Source organism: Azospirillum sp. A26, assembly GCF_042604635.1.
In the GTDB taxonomy this organism is placed as follows: domain Bacteria; phylum Pseudomonadota; class Alphaproteobacteria; order Azospirillales; family Azospirillaceae; genus Azospirillum; species Azospirillum palustre.
Window position 1 is genome coordinate 82,001 of the sequence record NZ_CP170476.1, and the last position, 17,217, is coordinate 99,217.

Here is a 17,217-nt window from a genome sequence, read left to right on the forward strand (position 1 = left end):
TCCGCTACATCGTTTTGGAGAGATAGAGGAGAGAATGGCGCGAGTGACGGGACTTGAACCCGCGGCCTCCGGCGTGACAGGCCGGCGCTCTAACCAACTGAGCTACACCCGCGCTATGGCTCCCGGTGCTGGACTCGAACCAGCGACAAGCGGATTAACAGTCCGCTGCTCTACCAACTGAGCTAACCGGGAACGGAGGCCCGCCTTATATGGCCGTTGGCGAAAGCTGGCAAGCAGAAAAATGCAAAGCTCCGCATTTTTCCGGAAAAAGGCCGGTTCCGCGTCCTTCGCCTGTGACATTGCGCCTGGGCCGCAGCCATGGGTTGCCGGCTTGCAGGCTCGCTCTTGACAGTTCCAGGCATCTCAGGCTTTTTCTCGCCTCCTCTCCCCACCATTGCCGCAGGCCCCGATGTCCGAGGTCGTTCCCTTCGCCGCCGCCCGCGAGGCGCTGCTTGCGCGCCTGACCGAACAGCTGCCGCCCTCGTCGGAATGGGCGGGCCGGCTGATGCTGATGCCGGAAGGGCGCCGGGTGGAGCCGATGCCGGCGGCCGACGCCGTGGAGTCGCTGCGCGCCTTCCGCGCCGGGCTGGGCGAGGCGGTCGGTGCCGCCGCCTGCTCGGTCGGCGGGGTGTGGGTCGGGCGGGAGGATTGCCTGGACTGGGACGGGCTGCTGGCGCCGCTGGCGGTCGCCGCCGCCTATGTGGTCGGGCGCACCCAGTCGGCCGGCGGTTTCGCCGCGGAACTGTTCCGCTGCAAAGATGCGCTCGCCGGCTGGGGTGTGCGCGGCCTGCGCGGCGAACCGGCGGTGGCGCGCGCCGCCGGCTATGCCGTGGTGTCGGTCAGCCGCCGTCCGGACGACAACGAGATCGTGCTGGACCGGGTGATGGACACCTTCGCCTTCGTCATGCGCAGCCTGGGCGAGCCGACGGTGGCCGCAGCCGACATGGACCGCCGGCTGGTCAAGCGGGCGGTACCGTTGCGGCGATAAAAAATTTAGTGGGAAGATAGAGTTCGGTGAGGGCCGAGCCAGCCCTCACGCTTGCGCGCCCTTATCCGCGGGCGCGCTCGATCTCGACGCCGACGCTGGCGGCGTCGGGGAACACGTCCAGCTTTTCCACCCGGACCTTGGCCATCGTCACCCGCGCGTCGGCGAGGCAGCGCTCGGCGATGCGTTCGGCCAGCGTTTCCACCAGCGTGACATGGCCCTGGGTGACCACGCCCTTGACGACGGTCGCCATGTCCTCGCCGGTGACGCCGGGGGCGATCACGTCGAGATCCAGGTTGAGGCGGATGCGCTGGGGCTTCAGCCGCTCGTGGGCATAGACGCCGATCAGCGCATCCATCACCAGATCGCGCACGAAACAACGGGTGGACAGCGTCGCCGGGGCCGAACGCGGCACCGGGGCGGTGACGGTGGCGAAGAGCTTGTTCATGGCCGACAGCCCTAACACGGCAACGCCACCGCTGCCAAGCAACCGTCCCCGCTGGCGCCTATGCCAGACGGACAGGTCTGGGATGGACTCAGTGCATTTCCGAGCGGATGCGCTCGCGCAGCACGTCGATCGGGCGCAGATCCTCGCCCTCCTCATAGTGCCAGAAGGTCCAGCCGTTGCAGGCCGGCAGCCCGGCCATCGCCGCCCCCACCTGATGGATCGAGCCGCGATGGTCGCCGCGCGGGCCGGAGCCGATCAGCGTGCCGTCGGCGCGCACGCGGGCGGCGACGCGGCGGCGGTGGTCGAACAGGGTCGAGCCGGGGCGCAGCAGCCCGCGCTCCACCACCCAGCCGAAGGGGATGCGCGGTGCGGCGCGCTTCGGCGGGGTGTCGAGGATCGCCGCCTCCGGCGCCTCCTCCACCGCGTCGATGCGGGCCTGGGCCGCCTTGACGTAGGTGTCGTCGCGCTCCAGCCCGATCCACTTGCGGCCCAGCCGCTTGGCGACAGCCCCGGTGGTGCCGGTGCCGAAGAAGGGATCCAGCACCACGTCGCCGGGGCGGGAGGAGGACAGGATCACCCGGTACAGCAGCGATTCCGGCTTCTGCGTCGGGTGGGTCTTCTTGCCGTCCTCGTCGCGCAGCCGTTCGCCGCCGTTGCAGATCGGCAGCAGCCAGTCGCTGCGCATCTGAAGATCCTCGTTGAGGCTCTTCATCGCGTCGTAATTGAAGCGGTAGCGCGCATCCTTGTCGCGGGCCGCCCAGATCATCGTCTCATGCGCATTGGCGAAACGGGTGCCGCGGAAGTTCGGCATCGGATTGGTCTTGCGCCAGACGATGTCGTTCAGAATCCAGAAGCCCAGATTCTGCAGGGTGGCGCCGACGCGGAAGATGTTGTGATAGCTGCCGATCACCCACAGCGAGCCTTCCGGCTTCAGGATGCGGCGGGCAGCCGCCATCCAGTCCTGGGTGAAGCGGTCATAGGCTTCGAAATCGTCGAACTTGTCCCACTCGTCATCCACCCCGGCGACGCGGGTGTGGTTCGGCCGCAGCAACTCACCCCCCAACTGCAAGTTGTAGGGCGGATCGGCGAAGATGAGATCGACCGAAGCGGGCGGCAGATCGTTCATGAGAGCGATGCAATCGCCGACCAGGATACGGTTTTCAGGGAGCATTTCACGACCGGCAAAGAACTGGGACTCGGCCGGACAATGAGTCTCGACCGAGTCGCCGTCAACAGCTTTCTTTGCCAAGTGACGACGGCTCAGCCGCTTAGCGCCCTTTGGCGTTTCACTGGTGCAAAACTGACTCGGTGATGCGGCGTAACACCGTGGCGGGTCAGCGCGTCCAGATGCTCCGGTGTTGGATAGCCGGCGTTTCGGTCCCATCCATAGTGTGGATACTGGACCGACAACCGCAACATCTCGCTGTCGCGCGCCACTTTGGCGAGAATAGAGGCGGCGGCGATGGACTGGCTGCGGCTGTCGCCCTTGACGACCGCCAGCCTCTCGCACGCGATGTCCGGGGTGAATTTTCCGTCGATCAGCGCCGCGTCGGGGGCGGGACCGGGCAGTGCCAGATAGGCCCGCTTCATCGCCAGCAGCGTCGCCTTGTGGATGTTCAATTCGTCGATCTCGGCAGCCGACGCCTCGGCGATGGCGAAGGCGAGCGCATGCGCCCGGATCGCCGGTTCGATCTCCTCGCGCAGGCGCCGGTTGACCGCCTTGCTGTCGTCGATCAGGGCGGCGATCTCCGGCGGCAGCCCTTCGGGCGGCAGCACCACGGCGGCGGTGACCACCGGGCCGCAGAGCGGGCCGCGCCCAACCTCGTCGATGCCGCAGACGCGGCGGCCGGGGCCGAAGCCGGCCTCCAGCGTCAGGTCGGGGCGTTGCCGGGGGATGGCGGCTTTGCGGGGTGCTTTGGCAGGCATGGGAGCGGACAGCCTTCCGGGCAGCAATGGACCATGATGGATCGGGATGGGGCCGCTTGATAGCGGCGGCGGAGTCGGCGCGCAAGGCCGCCGCGGATCAGGCCGGCACGGGATCGGGCCGCAGATAGCGGCCATGTGCGCCAACCAGCCTCTTGAGAAGCGGCGCACGGCTGCGCTATGGATGCGCCCCGCGAAGCCGGACCCCACCATCAGCGATTCTGCCGCAACCCGCCCCGCCATCACCCGAGAGCAGGCCATGACCGACACGACCCAGACCGCCGCCGAATGCCCCTGCCGTTCCGGCAAGCCGCTCGACGCCTGCTGCGGACCCTATCTGGCCGGCATGCCCGCCCCGACGGCCGAGGCGCTGATGCGCTCGCGCTATTCCGCCTTCGCCACCGGCAACATCGACTATCTGCACGACACGCTGCTGCCCAGCACCCGCGACGACTTCAACCGTGAAGAGATCGAGACCTGGGCCAAGAACAGCGTGTGGACCGGCGTGGAGATCCGCTCGACCGAGGACGGCCAGCCGGGCGACAGCGAGGGGATCGTCGAGTTCGTCGCCCGCTTCAGCATGAACGGCAAGCCGATGACCCACCACGAGACCAGCCGTTTCGCCCACCAGGACGGCCGCTGGTACTATGTCGAGGGCCAGCTGGGCGCCCGTCCGCGCAGCGGCCCCAAGGTCGGCCGCAACGACCCCTGCCCCTGCGGCAGCGGCAAGAAATACAAGAAGTGCCACGGCGCCTGACCGGTTCCGCTCTTGAGTCGCGGTTGAGTCTTCACGCTGCATGTGCACAAAAACGGCCAAATCGCCCCGCCCCGCCTGCCCGTCAGGCGGCGGCGGAGTTTTTGTTGTGCGCGGATGGTGAAAATTCGCAATCCTGATTGAATTATGGGTCGGAACCGATCATCCTTCGCCTGCCCTGTTCCGGGTGTCCCTTCTTTGGTTTTTGCCGGGATGGGGTTTAACACGACAGATGAGACGATAACTGATGTTCGACCGTCCGCAGCGCTCTTCCTTCCGCGCTCCTGAAATCACCCAGCGCGACATCCGCGCCACCGTCAAGTGGTTCAACGCCACCAAGGGCTTCGGCTTCGTCACCCCCGACGATGGGTCGCCCGACGCTTTCCTGCACTCCACGGTTCTGCAGTTCTGCGGACACGACAGCCTGCCCGAAGGCGCCACCATCACCTGCGATCTGTCGCGCGGCCCGAAGGGCCCGCAGGTCGCCACCATCCACGCGGTCGACACCTCGACCGCCGCTCCGAGCCGTCCGTCGCGCGCCCCGCGCGAGCGTGACAGCTGGGGCAACGACGGCGGCTACGGCGGCGGCAACAGCTACGGCGGCGGCAGCCGCGGCGGCTACGGCGCCGACAGCTACGGCGATTCGGACGGCGGCGAAGTCGTCGACGGCACGGTGAAGTGGTTCAACGTGTCGAAGGGCTTCGGCTTCATCGCCCCGTCGACCGGCGGCAAGGACATCTTCGTGCACATCCGTGCGCTGGAGCGGTCGGGCATCAACGGTCTGGACGACGGTGCGCAGGTCCGCGTCACGATCCGCCAGGGCGCCAAGGGCCCCGAGGCTCAGCGCGTCGAGATGGCCTGATCTCTCATCGGTCGTTGTGATGTGAAAAAGCCCCCGCTCCACCGGAGCGGGGGCTTTTTCATTGGTGCTGTTCAAGAGAGCTTTTTGCTCACTCCAGATGGTCCAGCGGCAGCCGGGTCTCGAACTTCACCTCCTTCAGGGTGACGCTCGATTTGACATGCGACACTGCGGGGATGGAGAAGATGCGTTCGCTGAGGAAGCGGCCGTAATCCTCGGTAGTCGGCACGACGATGCGCAGCAGATAGTCGGCGTCGCCGGTGACCGCGAAGCATTCCAGCACCTCCGGCATGCCGGCGATGGCGGTCTCGAACTGGTCGACCGCATTCTCCTTGTGACGCTCCAGCGTGACATGGGCGAAGACGCATTCGCCGAGCCCCAGCTTGCGCGGGTCGAGCTGCACCGTGTAGCGGCGGATGACGCCGATCTCCTCCATCGACCGCACCCGGCGCCAGCAGGGAGAAGCCGACAGCCCGACCGTGTCGCCCAGCTCCTGCATGGTCAGGCGGGCATTCTCCTGCAGGGCCGCCAGGATCCCCTTCTCATGCCGGTCGAGCTTGATCGCCGCCATTGGCATCCTCTCCGTCCGTCCAATCGTTGCATCTGCAAACATAAGCAGAGCCGGCGGCCGGTGCGAGCCCTTCCATGCAACCAATCGCCCCGTCCCGGTGTTGCTCCGGCGGTGGGTAGCGGGTCGGCAGGCGCGAGGAGAAGACTGTGTTCGATTGGATTGTCGGTATGGTGGAGCAGACGGGCTATCTCGGCGTCGCTCTGCTGATGTTCGCGGAGAATCTGTTTCCCCCCATTCCATCGGAGTTGATCCTGCCGCTGGCCGGCTTCACCGCCGCGCGGGGCGACCTCGGCCTGCCGATGATCATCGTCTCGGGCACCGTGGGCGCCGTGCTGGGGGCGCTGTTCTGGTACGGGATCGGCCGCTGGGTCGGCAGCCGCCGGCTGAAGCAGTGGGCCGCGCGCCATGGCCGCTGGCTGACCATCGCACCGGAGGAGGTGGACGAGGCCGCCGCCCATTTCCGCGAGCATGGCGGCCGGGCGGTGCTGATCGGCCGGATGATCCCGGCGGTGCGCACGCTGATCTCCATCCCCGCCGGTGTGTCGAACATGCCGCTGGTGCCCTTCCTGCTCTACACCACCCTCGGCACCGCGATCTGGACCAGTTTCCTGGCAAGCGCCGGCTATCTGCTGGAGGACCGTTACCAGCAGGTCTCCGGCTGGCTGAACCCGGTGTCCAACATCGTCGCCGCCGGGATCGCCCTCTGGTACGTCTACCGCGTCGCCACCTTCGGCCGGCGGTCGGCCCGCCAGCCGGCGGAATAACGGCCAAGCCCTTTTCCGCACAGAGGAAAACTGGACCTCCCCGGCTAGACGGTCCGGCTGCCGTCATGCTCTGACTGGCGGGTCCGACCGCCTATGGGAGCCTTTCCATGAGTTCCAATCCGACCATCATCCTCGTCCATGGCGCCTTCGCCGACGGCTCCTCCTGGGGCCGGGTGATTTCCCGCTTGCAGGCGGAAGGGTTCGCGGCGGTCGCGGTGCAGAACCCGCTGGTCTCGCTCGACGACGATGTCGCCCATGTCCAGCGCGCCATCGACCGGACCAAGGGGCCGGTGGTGCTGGTCGGCCATTCCTGGGGCGGGGCGGTCATCACCCAGATCGGCGGGCAGGAGCGGGTGAAGGCCCTGGTCTATGTCGCCGCCTTCGCTCCCGACGTGGGACAGTCGCCGAACGACACGCTGAAGCCCTTCCCGCCGTCGGCCGGCCTGTCGGGTGTGTCGGTGGACAAGGGCCGCTTCCTGACCCTGACGCCGGAGGGCATGGCCCGCAACTTCGCCCAGGATTTGCCGGTAGAGGAGGCCGCCCTGCTGGCCGCCACCCAGGGGCCGGTCGCGGCGGCCTGCTTCGCCAGCAAGGTCAGCGCCGCCGCCTGGAAGACCAAACCCGCCTGGTATGTCGTCGCCGGCCAGGACCGCATGCTGCCGCCGGATTTCCTGCGCGCGACAGCCTCGCGCATCGGCGCCCGGACGGTCGAGGTCGAAAGCGGCCACGCCCCCCACCTGTCGCGCCCCGATGCGGTGGCGGCGGTGATCGTCGAAGCGGCCCGCGCTATTTAGACCGTCGCACCGCCCCCGGCGTGGTGCCGCGCCGCCGCCGCAAGCTGCGGGTCAGGGCGCTCTGATCGGAAAAGCCCACCGCCAAAGCCACCTCCGCCAGCGGCAGACGGCCGTCCCGCAGCAGCGCCTCCGCCCGGTCCAGCCGCAGCTCGGCCATCAGGCGGGCCGGGGTGCTGCCGGTGCGGGCGCGGAAGCGTTCATGGAACCGGCTGGGCGCCAGACCGGCCGCCTCGGCCAGTTCCGCCACCGTCAGCGGCTCGCCGCAGCGCTCCGCCATCAGCGCCAAGGCGCGGTCGATGGGATCCCTTGATATGGGCGATATGGGCTGCGGTGGCTGACGCGCCTCCAGCGCGCGCAGCAGCAGCCCTGCCGAGTGATGGGCCAGCACCGGGTCGAGCGGCCGGTCGGCCGCCTCCGCCGCCAGATAACGCACCAGCCCATCCAGCGCCCCGTCGATGGCGAAGAAGGCATCGCAGGCGCGCACCGCCGCCTCCGGCACCAGCCCGGCGGCCGGCACATCCAGCACGACGAAGCGGTTGGCGCCGCCGCTGCGGAAGCTGTGCGGCACGCCGTCGGCCACCAGAACGCCGCGCCCGTCTCCCACCCGGCCGCAGGCACCGCCGACCTCCATGTCGAGGGTGCCGGCGATGGGCAGCACGATCTGGTGATGGTCATGCGCGTGCCGCCGTTCGTGCCCGTCGTAACTGCGGGTGCTGACGGTCGGCCGATGCGGGGACGCCACGCCGGCGGACTCCTGAAATCGGTTCGAGGGACCGATGGTACGCCTTCGGCCATTCCGCCGGCAACCGCCCCGTTGCCGGGCCATACCCGCCAAATACCGATTTGCGAAACTGAGTTCCGGTAAATGACGATGACAATCGAATGAAGTCTCCGGACGCATTTCGAACGGACATGGCGATATTCGCCCACCCATTCACTTCCCCGTGACCTGATATTCCGGACGAACGGTTGCGGCATCGGACAGCCCGTCCTTATGAGTATTTTCAAATAAGAAAAACGACCGCCAAGGCACGGATCGTTCGTCATCCGACAAAAAACACTCATAAAAGGAACGCCCGATGTACCGAGATCGCATCCGCCTGAAATCCTTGTGGGGCAAGGTGGTGCCGGCGGAAGAAGCCGCCTTTCTCATCAAGGACGGCATGACCGTGGGCATGAGCGGCTTCACCCGCGCCGGCGACGCCAAGGCGGTGCCGCTGGCGCTGGCCGAGCGCGCCGCGTCGGAAAAGCTGAAGATCACGCTGATGACCGGCGCCTCGCTGGGCAACGACGTCGACAGGATCCTGACGGAGGCGGGGGTGCTGTCGCGCCGCCTGCCCTTCCAGGCCGACCCGGTGCTGCGCAAGGCGATCAACCGCGGCGAGGTGATGTTCGTCGACCAGCATCTGTCGGAAACGGTGGAGCTGCTGCGCTCGCGCCAGATGGGTCCGGTCGATGTCGCGGTGATTGAGGCCTGCGCCATCACCGACACCGGCGGGATCGTGCCGACCACCTCCATCGGCAATTCGGCGACCTTCGCCATCCTGGCCGAGAAGATCATCATCGAGCTGAACCTGACCCAGCCGCTGGATCTGGAGGGGATGCACGACGTCTATATCCCGACCCGCCGCCCCTTCCGCGAACCGATCCCGGTGGTGACGGTGGAGAGCCGGGCCGGCCTGCCCTACATCCCCATCGATCCGTCGAAGATCGCCGCCATCGTGGTGACGCGCAAGCAGGACAGTTCCGCCAGCATCCTGCCGCCCGATGACGAGACCAACGCCATCGCCGGCCACCTGATCGAGTTCTTCGGCCGCGAGGTGAAACAGGGCCGGCTCGGCCGGTCGCTGGCGCCGCTCCAGGCCGGCATCGGCACCATCGCCAACGCGGTGCTGCACGGGCTGATCGACGGGCCGTTCCACGACCTGACCATGTATAGCGAAGTGTTGCAGGACAGCACCTTCGAGCTGTTCGACGCCGGCAAGCTGAATTTCGCCTCGGGATCCTCGATCACGCTCAGCGCCGGGAAGTACGCCGAGGTGCTGCCGAAGATCGGCTCCTACAAGGGCCGGCTGCTGCTGCGGCCGCAGGAGATCTCTAACCATCCGGAGGTGATCCGCCGCCTGGGCGTCATCGGCATCAACACGGCGCTGGAGTGCGACATCTACGGCAACGTCAATTCCACCCATGTCAACGGCACGCAGATGATGAACGGCATCGGCGGCTCCGGCGATTTCGCCCGCAACAGCCACCTCGCCATCTTCGTCACCAAGTCGCTGGCCAAGGGCGGCGCCATCTCCAGCATCGTGCCGATGGTCACCCATGTCGACCACAACGAGCATGACGTCGACGTGCTGGTGACGGAGGTCGGGCTGGCCGACCTGCGCGGGCTGGCGCCGCGCGAGCGGGCGGAGACCATCATCCGCAACTGCGTCCATCCCAGCTACCGCGAACTGGCGGCCGACTATCACCGCCGGGCGCTTCAGCGCGGCGGCCACACCCCGCACCTGCTGGAGGAAGCCTTCGCCTGGCACAGCCGCTTCCAGCAGACCGGCAGCATGATGCCGGCGGCGCTGGCGGCCGTATAGGACCCTTCAAAAACGGGCGGGCCGCGGAATGCCGCGGCCCGTTCCCGTTACCCATCTGTTGTCAGGCGTGCTGCCCGCCGTTGCGCTCCAAGTAGAGGAGCAGTGCAGGATAGTAGTGCTTGCGCTCGGACGAAATCTTCTCGCAGAAACGGCGTGCAGCCCCGCTCTTGAGCCAGTCCTCAAGTTGGCCGTTCTGCCGTTTTTCCGCAACGATGGTATCGATTGCGTCCAAAATCTTGTGAATCACCTCAGGCCTCGTCTTATGAAGATCGGAGCGGCGTCTTCGTCGCCCTCTCAATCCTATATGCGCTCGCCTGACGGTGAACGGCCCTGCATTCTGGGAATGGCTGCATGTTACAATGCACAAAACGACTGGCTTCAAGCCCTTTCCCGCTCATCCTCCGATGGCCGCAGAGCCTGACCCGTCGGGCAGAGCCGCAGCAGCACGCAGCGGTCGCAGGCCGGCGCCTGATAATAACAGCAGCGCTGGCCGTGCAGCATCATGACCTCATGGTTGTCATAGACCTGCTGGGCATCCCACCCCTCCGGCAGCTGCGCCGACAGCACGGCGTGCGACGGGCCGACGGCGAGAGTGGCGGGGATCAGGCCGGTGCGCACGGCGACGCGGTGGTGATGGCTGTCCACCGGCAGCGCCGCCTGCCGCAGGGTGGAAAAGCTGAGCACCGCCGCACTGGTCTTCGGTCCGACACCCGGCAACTCCTCCAGCCACGCGCGGGCGTCGGGCACCGGCATGCCGGACAGCAGGTCGAGCGACAGGCTGCCGACCCGCTCGGTGATGCGGCGCAGGATGGCCTGGAGGCGCGGCGCCTTCTGCTCCGGCCAGGTGACGCCGGTGATGGTCGCCTCCACCTCCGCAACCGGCGCGTCTCGCACCGATTCCCAGTCGGGCCAGCGTCGCCGCAGCGCCTTGAAGGCGGCACCGGAGGCCGCATTGCGGGTGCGGTGCGACAGCAGCGACGATACCAGCTCGCTCAGCGGGTCGAGGCTGTGGAAATAGGCGACCGGGCAGCCATAGACGGTGCACAGCAGCCGGTGGATTTCGAGCGCCTTGTCGCGCAACGCAGCGGGGTCGGTCATAAAAACCGACAACAGCCGAACCGGTAAGGCGTTACCGGTAAATCATCGGGCTCTCTTTTCCGCCTGCCCCTACCCCACCAACCCCGACATCACCGCACGCAGCTGCGCCGGCTTCACGGGCTTGTTCAGCACCAGACAGCCGGCCGCCTTGGCCTCGTCCGCCAACTCCGGCGTGCGGTTGGCGGTGACGATCACGGCGGGCAGGATGCGGCCGCAGGCGGCGCGCAGCCGCGCCACCTCGTTGACGCCCAGCGCCCCGTCATCGAGGTGATAGTCGGCGATCAGCAGATCCGGCGGCTGCGGCATGCCGGACAGCAGCGCCAGAGCCTCATCGCCATTGGTGGCCGACACCACGTCGCAGGCCCAGCCGCGCAACAGCGCCTCCATCCCCGCCACCACCGCCGGTTCGTTGTCGAGCACCAGCACCGAGGTGCCGGCCAGCCGGTTGGTCATCGGCCGGGCGGCGATACTGGCCGGACGGACGGCGCGGCGCTCGGTGCCGCGCGGCACGGTGACGGCGAAGACGGAGCCGCGGCCCGGCTCCGACCGCACGGTGATGGGATGGTCCAGCATGCGGGCGACGCGGTCGACGATGGCGAGCCCCAGCCCCATGCCGCGGTCGCGCCCCTTGGTGACCGGGGTGTCGAGGCGCCGGAATTCCTGGAAGATCTCGGCGATCTTGTCGCGCGGGATGCCGGGACCGTTGTCCCACACCTCGATGCGGATGCTGCCATCGCCGGTCCGGCGGCACCCCACCACCACCCGGCCGCCCTGGACATAGCGCAGCGCATTGGACAGGAAATTCTGCACGATCCGGCGCAACAGCCGCATGTCGCTGCGCACCACCGCCCCCGACCCCACCACCTTCAGGTCGATGCCGCGCTCCGCCGCCACCGCGGCATATTCGGTGGCGAGCGGCGCCAGGATGCCGCGCAGCGGGAAGTCGGTGACCTCCGGCGTCACCGCCCCGGCGTCGAGCTTGGAGATGTCGAGCAGAGCCGACAGCAGATCCTCCACTGACGCCAGCGCGAGGTCGATGTTGTCCACCAGCTCCGCATTGGCGGCCGGCTGTTCCAGATCGGCCAGTGCCGAGACGAACAGCCGGGCGGCGTTCAGCGGCTGCAACAGGTCGTGGCTGGCGGCGGCGATGAAGCGGGTCTTGGACAGGTTGGCCTGATCGGCCTGGGATTTCGCCTGCTGCAACTGGTCGTTCAGCATCATCAGCGCGGATTTCTCCGCCTGTTCGGATGCGCGCCGCCGCTCCTCCTCGCGCTTGATGACGGTGATGTCGGTGTAGACGCCGACGATGCCGCCGTCGCGGGTGCGCCGCTCGTTCACCTGGATCCAGCGTCCGTCGGACAGCCGGTTGAGGAAGACGCCTTTCAGGTCGTGGCGATGCTCCATCCGCTCGCGCAGCCAGACGTCGGGCGGCGGCTCGCTGACCGCCCCGGCGGCGGCGACCATCGCCACCAGATCGTTGAAGCGGATGCCGGCCTGGATGCGGCCTGCCACCGACGGCCAGTAGGACAGGTACTTGCGATTGCACAGCACCAGCCGGTCGGCGGAGTCGAACAGGGCGAACCCCTCGTTCACCGACTCGATCGCCTCGAACAGGCGGGTGCGCATGGTGTCCGCCAGCTCCTTGGCGCGGGCAAGGTCGCGGTTGCTGTCCTCCAGCTTGTGCAGGGCGCGTTCCAGCTCCAGCGTCCGTTCGCGGATCTTCTGCTCCAGCACGATGGCGGTCTGGAACAGCGAGAAGGCGCCGCCCTGGAAATCCATCGACCGCTCGACACGGTCCATCAGCACCTTGTTGATGCGCTGGAGCTTGGCGTTCTCGCGCTCCAGCTCGGCGATGCGGTCGGCGGGGTCGAGTGTCCAGTTGCGGGTCTGCATGCCGGCCATGGCTTAACGCCCTCCGATGGCGACGCCCGTGAAGGTCTGGTTGACGTGCATGCCGTTCACCTGCTCGCCATAGGCGCAGAAGCCGACGACGCGGTGGCGGGCCAGCCGGTCGGACATCACGGCGTTCAGCTGCCGCTGCTCCATCTCCAGCCGGCGCAGGATGCAGTCGCAGCCGAGGATCAGGTCGGGGGCGCCGACCTCGGCCTCGATGCCCTCGATCAGCCCGTCGAAGTTGGCAACCGGATCGACCCCCTCCGCCACCGTCAGGACGATGCCCTCGTCGATGGCGCAGAAGAAGGTCAGGCTCTCGTCGTCGTTCACCTTCTGGATCGAGCGGACATGGTACTGGCCGCCGACCCGCACCACCACCGGGTGCGAGGCAAAGATCATCGGGGTCAGCGGCTCGCCCTCCAGCCCGACCAGCCGGGCATATTCGCGGCCCGCCGGCTCGGCATTGATCTCATGGACGATGCGGTGCTGCGGATCGGCGCCGGTGACCACCATCTTGCGGTCGGAGCTGACGAAATGCTGGGTGCGGAAGACGGTGAAGGGCCGCGTCGTGGTGAACAGCGCCACCACCGCGCCATTGGGGTGGAAGGCGCCCTCGTGCAGGACGAAGGTGCGCTCGAAATGCAGGTCGTCGCCGGCCGATGCGCCGAACAGCGGGATGTCGATCAGCGCGTTGTGCAGCGCGCTGACCACCGTCTCCTCGCTCATCGACAGGCCGTCGATCAGCAGCATGGCGAAGCTGCGGGCCTCCTCGCCCAGCGGCACCGGGCGGGTCCCCATCGCGCGGTCGCGGCGCGACAGCAGCGACCGCGCGATGGCGGTGCTGTCGGCGATCTCGAAACGGTCGACATGGTCGACCAGCGCAGTGACGATGCAGAAATCCTCGGTCGGGAAGCCCACCGCCACCACGGCGTTGGTGGTGTAGCCGCCGGGGCCGATCTCCCCCGCCGTGGTGCAGCCGATCACCGGCACCATGCCGAACTGCGCCGCCAGCGCATCGGCCAGCGCCTCGCGGTCGTAGCTGGGGGCGCAGAAGACGACCACCAGCTCCAGCGCCACCTCGCCCAGCCCGGTGCGCAGTTCCCGCGCCGCCTCGTCGGCGCGTTCGGCATGGGTGACGGCGCGCGGCATGCCGTCGCCGGAGGCCGGTCTAACCGGGCCATTTACGGTGGGACCGTCTGCGGAGATCTCCTGTGCGGACATCGCTGCCCCTGCCGCCTCCCTCCCGGTCTGCGGTTGCGATCCGGCAAGGGTACTCCAGGGATGGCGGCGGGCAAGACCAATCCGCGGACCGGTGAAGGAGGACATGATGCGGGGCGGCTCCTAAACAGTCTCGGCCGGTTGCGGATCCGGCAGCCCGGCCAGCTCCTCGTCGGTGAACAGGCGGGCCCTGGCGGTGAAACGGACGCCGTCCGGCGCCTCGATCGAGAAGCCGCCGCCGCGCGCCTGGATAACATCCAGGATGACCTGGGTGTTGCGCCACCATTGGAAGGTGTCGTCGGACATGCAGAAGGGCGCACCGGCGACCGTCCCCAGGCACAGGTCGCGACCGCCCATCCGGAACTCCCCCTTCGGCAGGCAGAGCGGCGCCGAGCCGTCGCAGCAGCCGCCCGACAGGTGCAGCATCAGCGGCCCGTGCTTCGCGGCAAGCCGGTCCAGCAGGGCGATGGCCTCGGGGGTCGCGATGACACGGTCAGTCGGCGTTGGGGCGGTCATGGTGGTCCTTTATCACGAAACCACGCGGAGAAAGAAAAAAGGCCGGGGGACACGCCCCCGGCCCAGGTTTGCCCGATAGGGAGGAGCAGGGCTCAGAAGAAGCCGAGCGCTTTCGGGCTGTAGCTGACCAGCAGGTTCTTGGTCTGCTGGTAATGGTCGAGCATCATCTTGTGCGTCTCGCGGCCGATGCCGGACTTCTTGTAGCCACCGAAGGCGGCGTGCGCCGGGTACAGGTGGTAGCAGTTGGTCCAGACGCGGCCGGCCTGGATGCCGCGGCCCATGCGGAAGGCGCGGTTGCCGTCACGGCTCCACACGCCGGCGCCCAGGCCGAACTCGCTGTCGTTGGCGATGGCCAGCGCCTCTTCCTCGGTCTCGAAGGTCGTCACGGCGACGACCGGGCCGAAGATCTCCTCCTGGAAGATGCGCATCTTGTTGTGGCCTTCCAGGATGGTCGGCTGCACGTAGTAGCCGCCTTCCAGCTCGCCGCCCAGATGGGCGCGCTCGCCGCCGATCAGGACCTTGGCGCCCTCGGCCTTGCCGATCTCGATGTAGGAGAGGATCTTCTCCAGCTGCTCCTGCGAGGCCTGGGCGCCGATCATGGTGCCGCCGTCCAGCGGATGGCCCTGGGCGATCTTGGCGACGCGCTCGACCGCCAGCTTGATGAAGCGGTCGTAGATCGACTTCTGGATGAGGACGCGGCTGGGGCAGGTGCAGACCTCGCCCTGGTTCAGCGCGAACATCGCGAAGCCTTCCAGCGCCTTGTCGAGGAACTCGTCGTCGGCGGCCATCACGTCTTCGAAGAAGATGTTCGGCGACTTGCCGCCCAGCTCGACGGTCGACGGGATGATGTTCTCGGAGGCGTATTGCAGGATCAGACGGCCGGTCGAGGTCTCGCCGGTGAAGGCGATCTTCGAGATGCGCTTGTTGGTGGCGAGCGGCTTGCCGGCCTCGATGCCGAAGCCGTTGACGATGTTCAGCACGCCGGGCGGCAGCAGGTCGCCGATGATGTCGGCCAGCACCATGATCGCCATCGGGGTCTGCTCGGCCGGCTTCAGCACGACGCAGTTGCCGGCGGCCAGCGCCGGGGCCAGCTTCCAGGCGGCCATCAGCAGCGGGAAGTTCCAGGGAATGATCTGGCCGACGACGCCCAGCGGCTCATGGAAATGGTAGGCGTAGGTGGTGTGGTCGATCTCGGCGATCGAACCTTCCTGGGCGCGGATGCAGCCGGCATAGTAGCGGAAATGGTCGATGGCCAGCGGAACGTCGGCGGCGCGGGTCTCGCGGATCGGCTTGCCGTTGTCCAGCGTCTCGGCCAGCGCGATGACCTCCAGCCGCTCTTCCATGCGGTCGGCGATCTTCAGCAGGATGTTCGAGCGCTCGGTCGGCGAGGTGCGGCCCCAGGCATCCTTGGCGGCGTGGGCGGCGTCGAGCGCCAGCTCCACGTCGGCGGCCTGGGAACGGGCGATCTCGCACAGCGGCTTGCCGGTGATCGGGGTGAGATTGGTGAAGTATTGGCCGTCCACCGGCGCAACCCACTTGCCACCGATATAGTTGTCGTAGCGGGGGCGGAGCGCGATCTGCTTCTGGAGCGTGTCGAGAGCCTGGTGGAGCATTTGGGCCGTTCCTCTCAGTGTGGTGAACCGGTCAGGTCTCCGGTCCAGCGCGTTTGTCGAGGGGCATTCAGCCACTCTGAGAGGCAGGGGGTAAATTGTACTATGGAAGGAGACGGTCGGCGGGTGGGATTGTTCGTATCCCACCCTATGAACGCTCCCCTTGCGGCGCTTCACTCCGCCGGCTGGCGCCCCTCGACATAGCCCTTGCGCAGCTGCTCCTCGTACCAGCGGCGATGGTGCTCCATCGCCCAGTTCTCGTCGACCTCGCCGCAGCCCATGGCGTCGAAGGCGCCTTCCATGCCGATGGTGCCGATGTAGATGTGACCGATCACCGCGGCGATCAGACCGGCCGCCAGCAGCCCGTGGATGACGTGCATGATCTGCATGCCGCCGATCCCGGTGAGGGCGAAGGGCACCATCAGCAGATAGCCGGTGGCCGCCATGCCGATGCCGCCCAGAACGATGCTCCAGAACACCAGCTTCTGTCCGGCGTTGAAGCGCCCGGCCTCCGGATGCTGTCCGCCGGCCTTGGAGAAGAGCCCGCCCGCCGTCCTGATCCACAGCCAGTCGGCCTTTTCCGGGATGTTGTCGCGCAGCCACAGGCCCATGATCATCAGCAGCCCGACGACGAAGGGCACGCTGACGAAGTTGTGGATCGACTTGGCATACTCCGCCAAAGGCGTGAAGGCCTGATGGCCGATCAGCGGGATCAGCAGCGGCCGGCCGAAGGTCAGGATCACCCCGGTCAGCGCCATCAGCAGGAAACTGACCGCCGTCGTCCAGTGGGCGAAGCGGTCCAGCCCGTTGAAGCGCAGGACCAGCCGCCCCGATTTGCCGCCATGGATGCGGATGGTGCCGCGATAGAGGAAGAAGATCGCCAGCACCGCCGTCATGCCGATGGCGAGCCCAGCGATCGCCAGCCGCAGCGTGTGGGTGCGCCACTCCCGCCATTCCCGCCCTTCCGGCTGGACCAGAACCGCCAGCTTTTCATCCGGGATGCTGACGCGGCCGATCAGCTTGTCGTCCTGCGGGACGTAGAGCGGCACCTGCTCCTTGCTGGTCGGCGAGTTCTGGCCGGGCACCTGGGTGAGCTGCGCTTGTGCGAAAGTCGAAGCGGCCAGACTCTGAACGGCCAGCAGGGCGATCAGCAGCAGGGCGTGCAGGGGGAGTCTGGTGGGGCGCATGATGGTCTC

General features: G+C 67.6%; 18 protein-coding genes and 2 tRNA genes. 6 read left to right on the forward strand and 14 right to left on the reverse strand.

All coding sequences use genetic code 11. The features are described from left to right. Positions 1–35: 35 nt before the first annotated feature. A tRNA-Asp gene (locus ABNQ39_RS31240) sits at positions 36–112 on the reverse strand. A gap of 4 nt (positions 113–116) precedes the next feature. After that, positions 117–192 (reverse strand) — tRNA-Asn (locus ABNQ39_RS31245). Positions 193–409: 217 nt separating this feature from the next. Between ABNQ39_RS31245 and ABNQ39_RS31250 the strand changes: the two genes are divergently transcribed. Continuing rightward, positions 410–988 (forward strand): hypothetical protein, encoded by a 579-nt coding sequence (locus ABNQ39_RS31250; protein ID WP_098736158.1) that lies wholly within the window; start codon positions 410–412, stop codon positions 986–988. A gap of 61 nt (positions 989–1,049) precedes the next feature. Here ABNQ39_RS31250 and ABNQ39_RS31255 read toward each other — a convergent pair whose 3' ends face one another. The 3 genes from ABNQ39_RS31255 to ABNQ39_RS31265 form a co-directional block, all read right to left on the reverse strand. Then, a complete protein-coding gene (locus tag ABNQ39_RS31255; RefSeq protein WP_376965892.1) occupies positions 1,050–1,433 on the reverse strand; it encodes a dihydroneopterin aldolase in 384 nt (127 codons plus the stop codon). Positions 1,434–1,521: 88 nt separating this feature from the next. Further along, positions 1,522–2,604: a site-specific DNA-methyltransferase gene (locus ABNQ39_RS31260; protein ID WP_098736160.1), complete on the reverse strand. Its 1,083-nt coding sequence runs from the start codon at positions 2,602–2,604 to the stop codon at positions 1,522–1,524. An 89-nt stretch (positions 2,605–2,693) separates the two neighbouring features. Further along, the gene (locus ABNQ39_RS31265) at positions 2,694–3,359 is read right to left on the reverse strand and encodes a ribonuclease HII (RefSeq protein WP_376965894.1); all 666 of its coding nucleotides are present in this window, start codon (positions 3,357–3,359) and stop codon (positions 2,694–2,696) included. A gap of 256 nt (positions 3,360–3,615) precedes the next feature. Between ABNQ39_RS31265 and ABNQ39_RS31270 the strand changes: the two genes are divergently transcribed. Next, the gene (locus tag ABNQ39_RS31270) at positions 3,616–4,113 is read left to right on the forward strand and encodes a YchJ family protein (protein WP_376965896.1); all 498 of its coding nucleotides are present in this window, start codon (positions 3,616–3,618) and stop codon (positions 4,111–4,113) included. A 244-nt stretch (positions 4,114–4,357) separates the two neighbouring features. Then, positions 4,358–4,972, forward strand: coding sequence for a cold-shock protein (locus ABNQ39_RS31275; RefSeq protein ID WP_098736162.1), 615 nt, complete (start codon positions 4,358–4,360; stop codon positions 4,970–4,972). An 88-nt stretch (positions 4,973–5,060) separates the two neighbouring features. On the opposite strand, the gene ABNQ39_RS31280 is transcribed toward ABNQ39_RS31275, so the two are convergent. After that, positions 5,061–5,540 (reverse strand): Lrp/AsnC family transcriptional regulator, encoded by a 480-nt coding sequence (locus ABNQ39_RS31280; RefSeq protein WP_109048989.1) that lies wholly within the window; start codon positions 5,538–5,540, stop codon positions 5,061–5,063. 146 nt (positions 5,541–5,686) lie between these two features. On the opposite strand from ABNQ39_RS31280, the gene ABNQ39_RS31285 reads away from it, so the two are divergent. Both ABNQ39_RS31285 and ABNQ39_RS31290 read left to right on the forward strand, forming a co-directional pair. Beyond that, entirely contained in the window at positions 5,687–6,304 is a 618-nt protein-coding gene (locus tag ABNQ39_RS31285) for a DedA family protein (protein WP_376965898.1), read from the forward strand. A 107-nt stretch (positions 6,305–6,411) separates the two neighbouring features. Further along, positions 6,412–7,098 carry an alpha/beta fold hydrolase gene (locus tag ABNQ39_RS31290; RefSeq protein ID WP_376965900.1) on the forward strand — a complete coding sequence of 229 codons (687 nt, stop codon included), beginning with the start codon at positions 6,412–6,414 and terminating at the stop codon, positions 7,096–7,098. Here the strand turns inward: ABNQ39_RS31290 and ABNQ39_RS31295 are convergent. Further along, entirely contained in the window at positions 7,091–7,840 is a 750-nt protein-coding gene (locus tag ABNQ39_RS31295) for an AraC family transcriptional regulator (protein WP_376965902.1), read from the reverse strand. The genes ABNQ39_RS31290 and ABNQ39_RS31295 overlap by 8 nt on opposite strands. Before the next feature lie 337 nt (positions 7,841–8,177). On the opposite strand from ABNQ39_RS31295, the gene ABNQ39_RS31300 reads away from it, so the two are divergent. After that, on the forward strand, positions 8,178–9,686 hold the full coding sequence (locus ABNQ39_RS31300; protein WP_376965904.1) for an acetyl-CoA hydrolase/transferase family protein: 1,509 nt from the start codon (positions 8,178–8,180) through the stop codon (positions 9,684–9,686). Between the two features lie 61 nt (positions 9,687–9,747). On the opposite strand, the gene ABNQ39_RS31305 is transcribed toward ABNQ39_RS31300, so the two are convergent. The 7 genes from ABNQ39_RS31305 to ABNQ39_RS31335 all read right to left on the reverse strand — a co-directional run bounded on the left by ABNQ39_RS31305 (position 9,748) and on the right by ABNQ39_RS31335 (position 17,208). Then, complete coding sequence (locus ABNQ39_RS31305; RefSeq protein WP_376965906.1) at positions 9,748–9,933, reverse strand: hypothetical protein; 186 nt, start codon at positions 9,931–9,933, stop codon at positions 9,748–9,750. Positions 9,934–10,064: 131 nt separating this feature from the next. Continuing rightward, on the reverse strand, positions 10,065–10,784 hold the full coding sequence (locus tag ABNQ39_RS31310) for an endonuclease III domain-containing protein (RefSeq protein WP_376965908.1): 720 nt from the start codon (positions 10,782–10,784) through the stop codon (positions 10,065–10,067). Between the two features lie 69 nt (positions 10,785–10,853). Beyond that, the gene (locus ABNQ39_RS31315) at positions 10,854–12,686 is read right to left on the reverse strand and encodes an ATP-binding response regulator (protein WP_376965910.1); all 1,833 of its coding nucleotides are present in this window, start codon (positions 12,684–12,686) and stop codon (positions 10,854–10,856) included. A gap of 3 nt (positions 12,687–12,689) precedes the next feature. Then, a complete protein-coding gene (gene nosP, locus ABNQ39_RS31320; RefSeq protein WP_376965912.1) occupies positions 12,690–13,826 on the reverse strand; it encodes a nitric oxide-sensing protein NosP in 1,137 nt (378 codons plus the stop codon). Between the two features lie 192 nt (positions 13,827–14,018). Next, entirely contained in the window at positions 14,019–14,411 is a 393-nt protein-coding gene (locus tag ABNQ39_RS31325; RefSeq protein ID WP_376965914.1) for a DUF779 domain-containing protein, read from the reverse strand. 92 nt (positions 14,412–14,503) lie between these two features. Continuing rightward, positions 14,504–16,024 carry an aldehyde dehydrogenase gene (adh, locus tag ABNQ39_RS31330; protein WP_376965916.1) on the reverse strand — a complete coding sequence of 507 codons (1,521 nt, stop codon included), beginning with the start codon at positions 16,022–16,024 and terminating at the stop codon, positions 14,504–14,506. Positions 16,025–16,194: 170 nt separating this feature from the next. Next, complete coding sequence (locus ABNQ39_RS31335; protein ID WP_376965917.1) at positions 16,195–17,208, reverse strand: formate dehydrogenase subunit gamma; 1,014 nt, start codon at positions 17,206–17,208, stop codon at positions 16,195–16,197. Positions 17,209–17,217 lie beyond the last annotated feature (9 nt).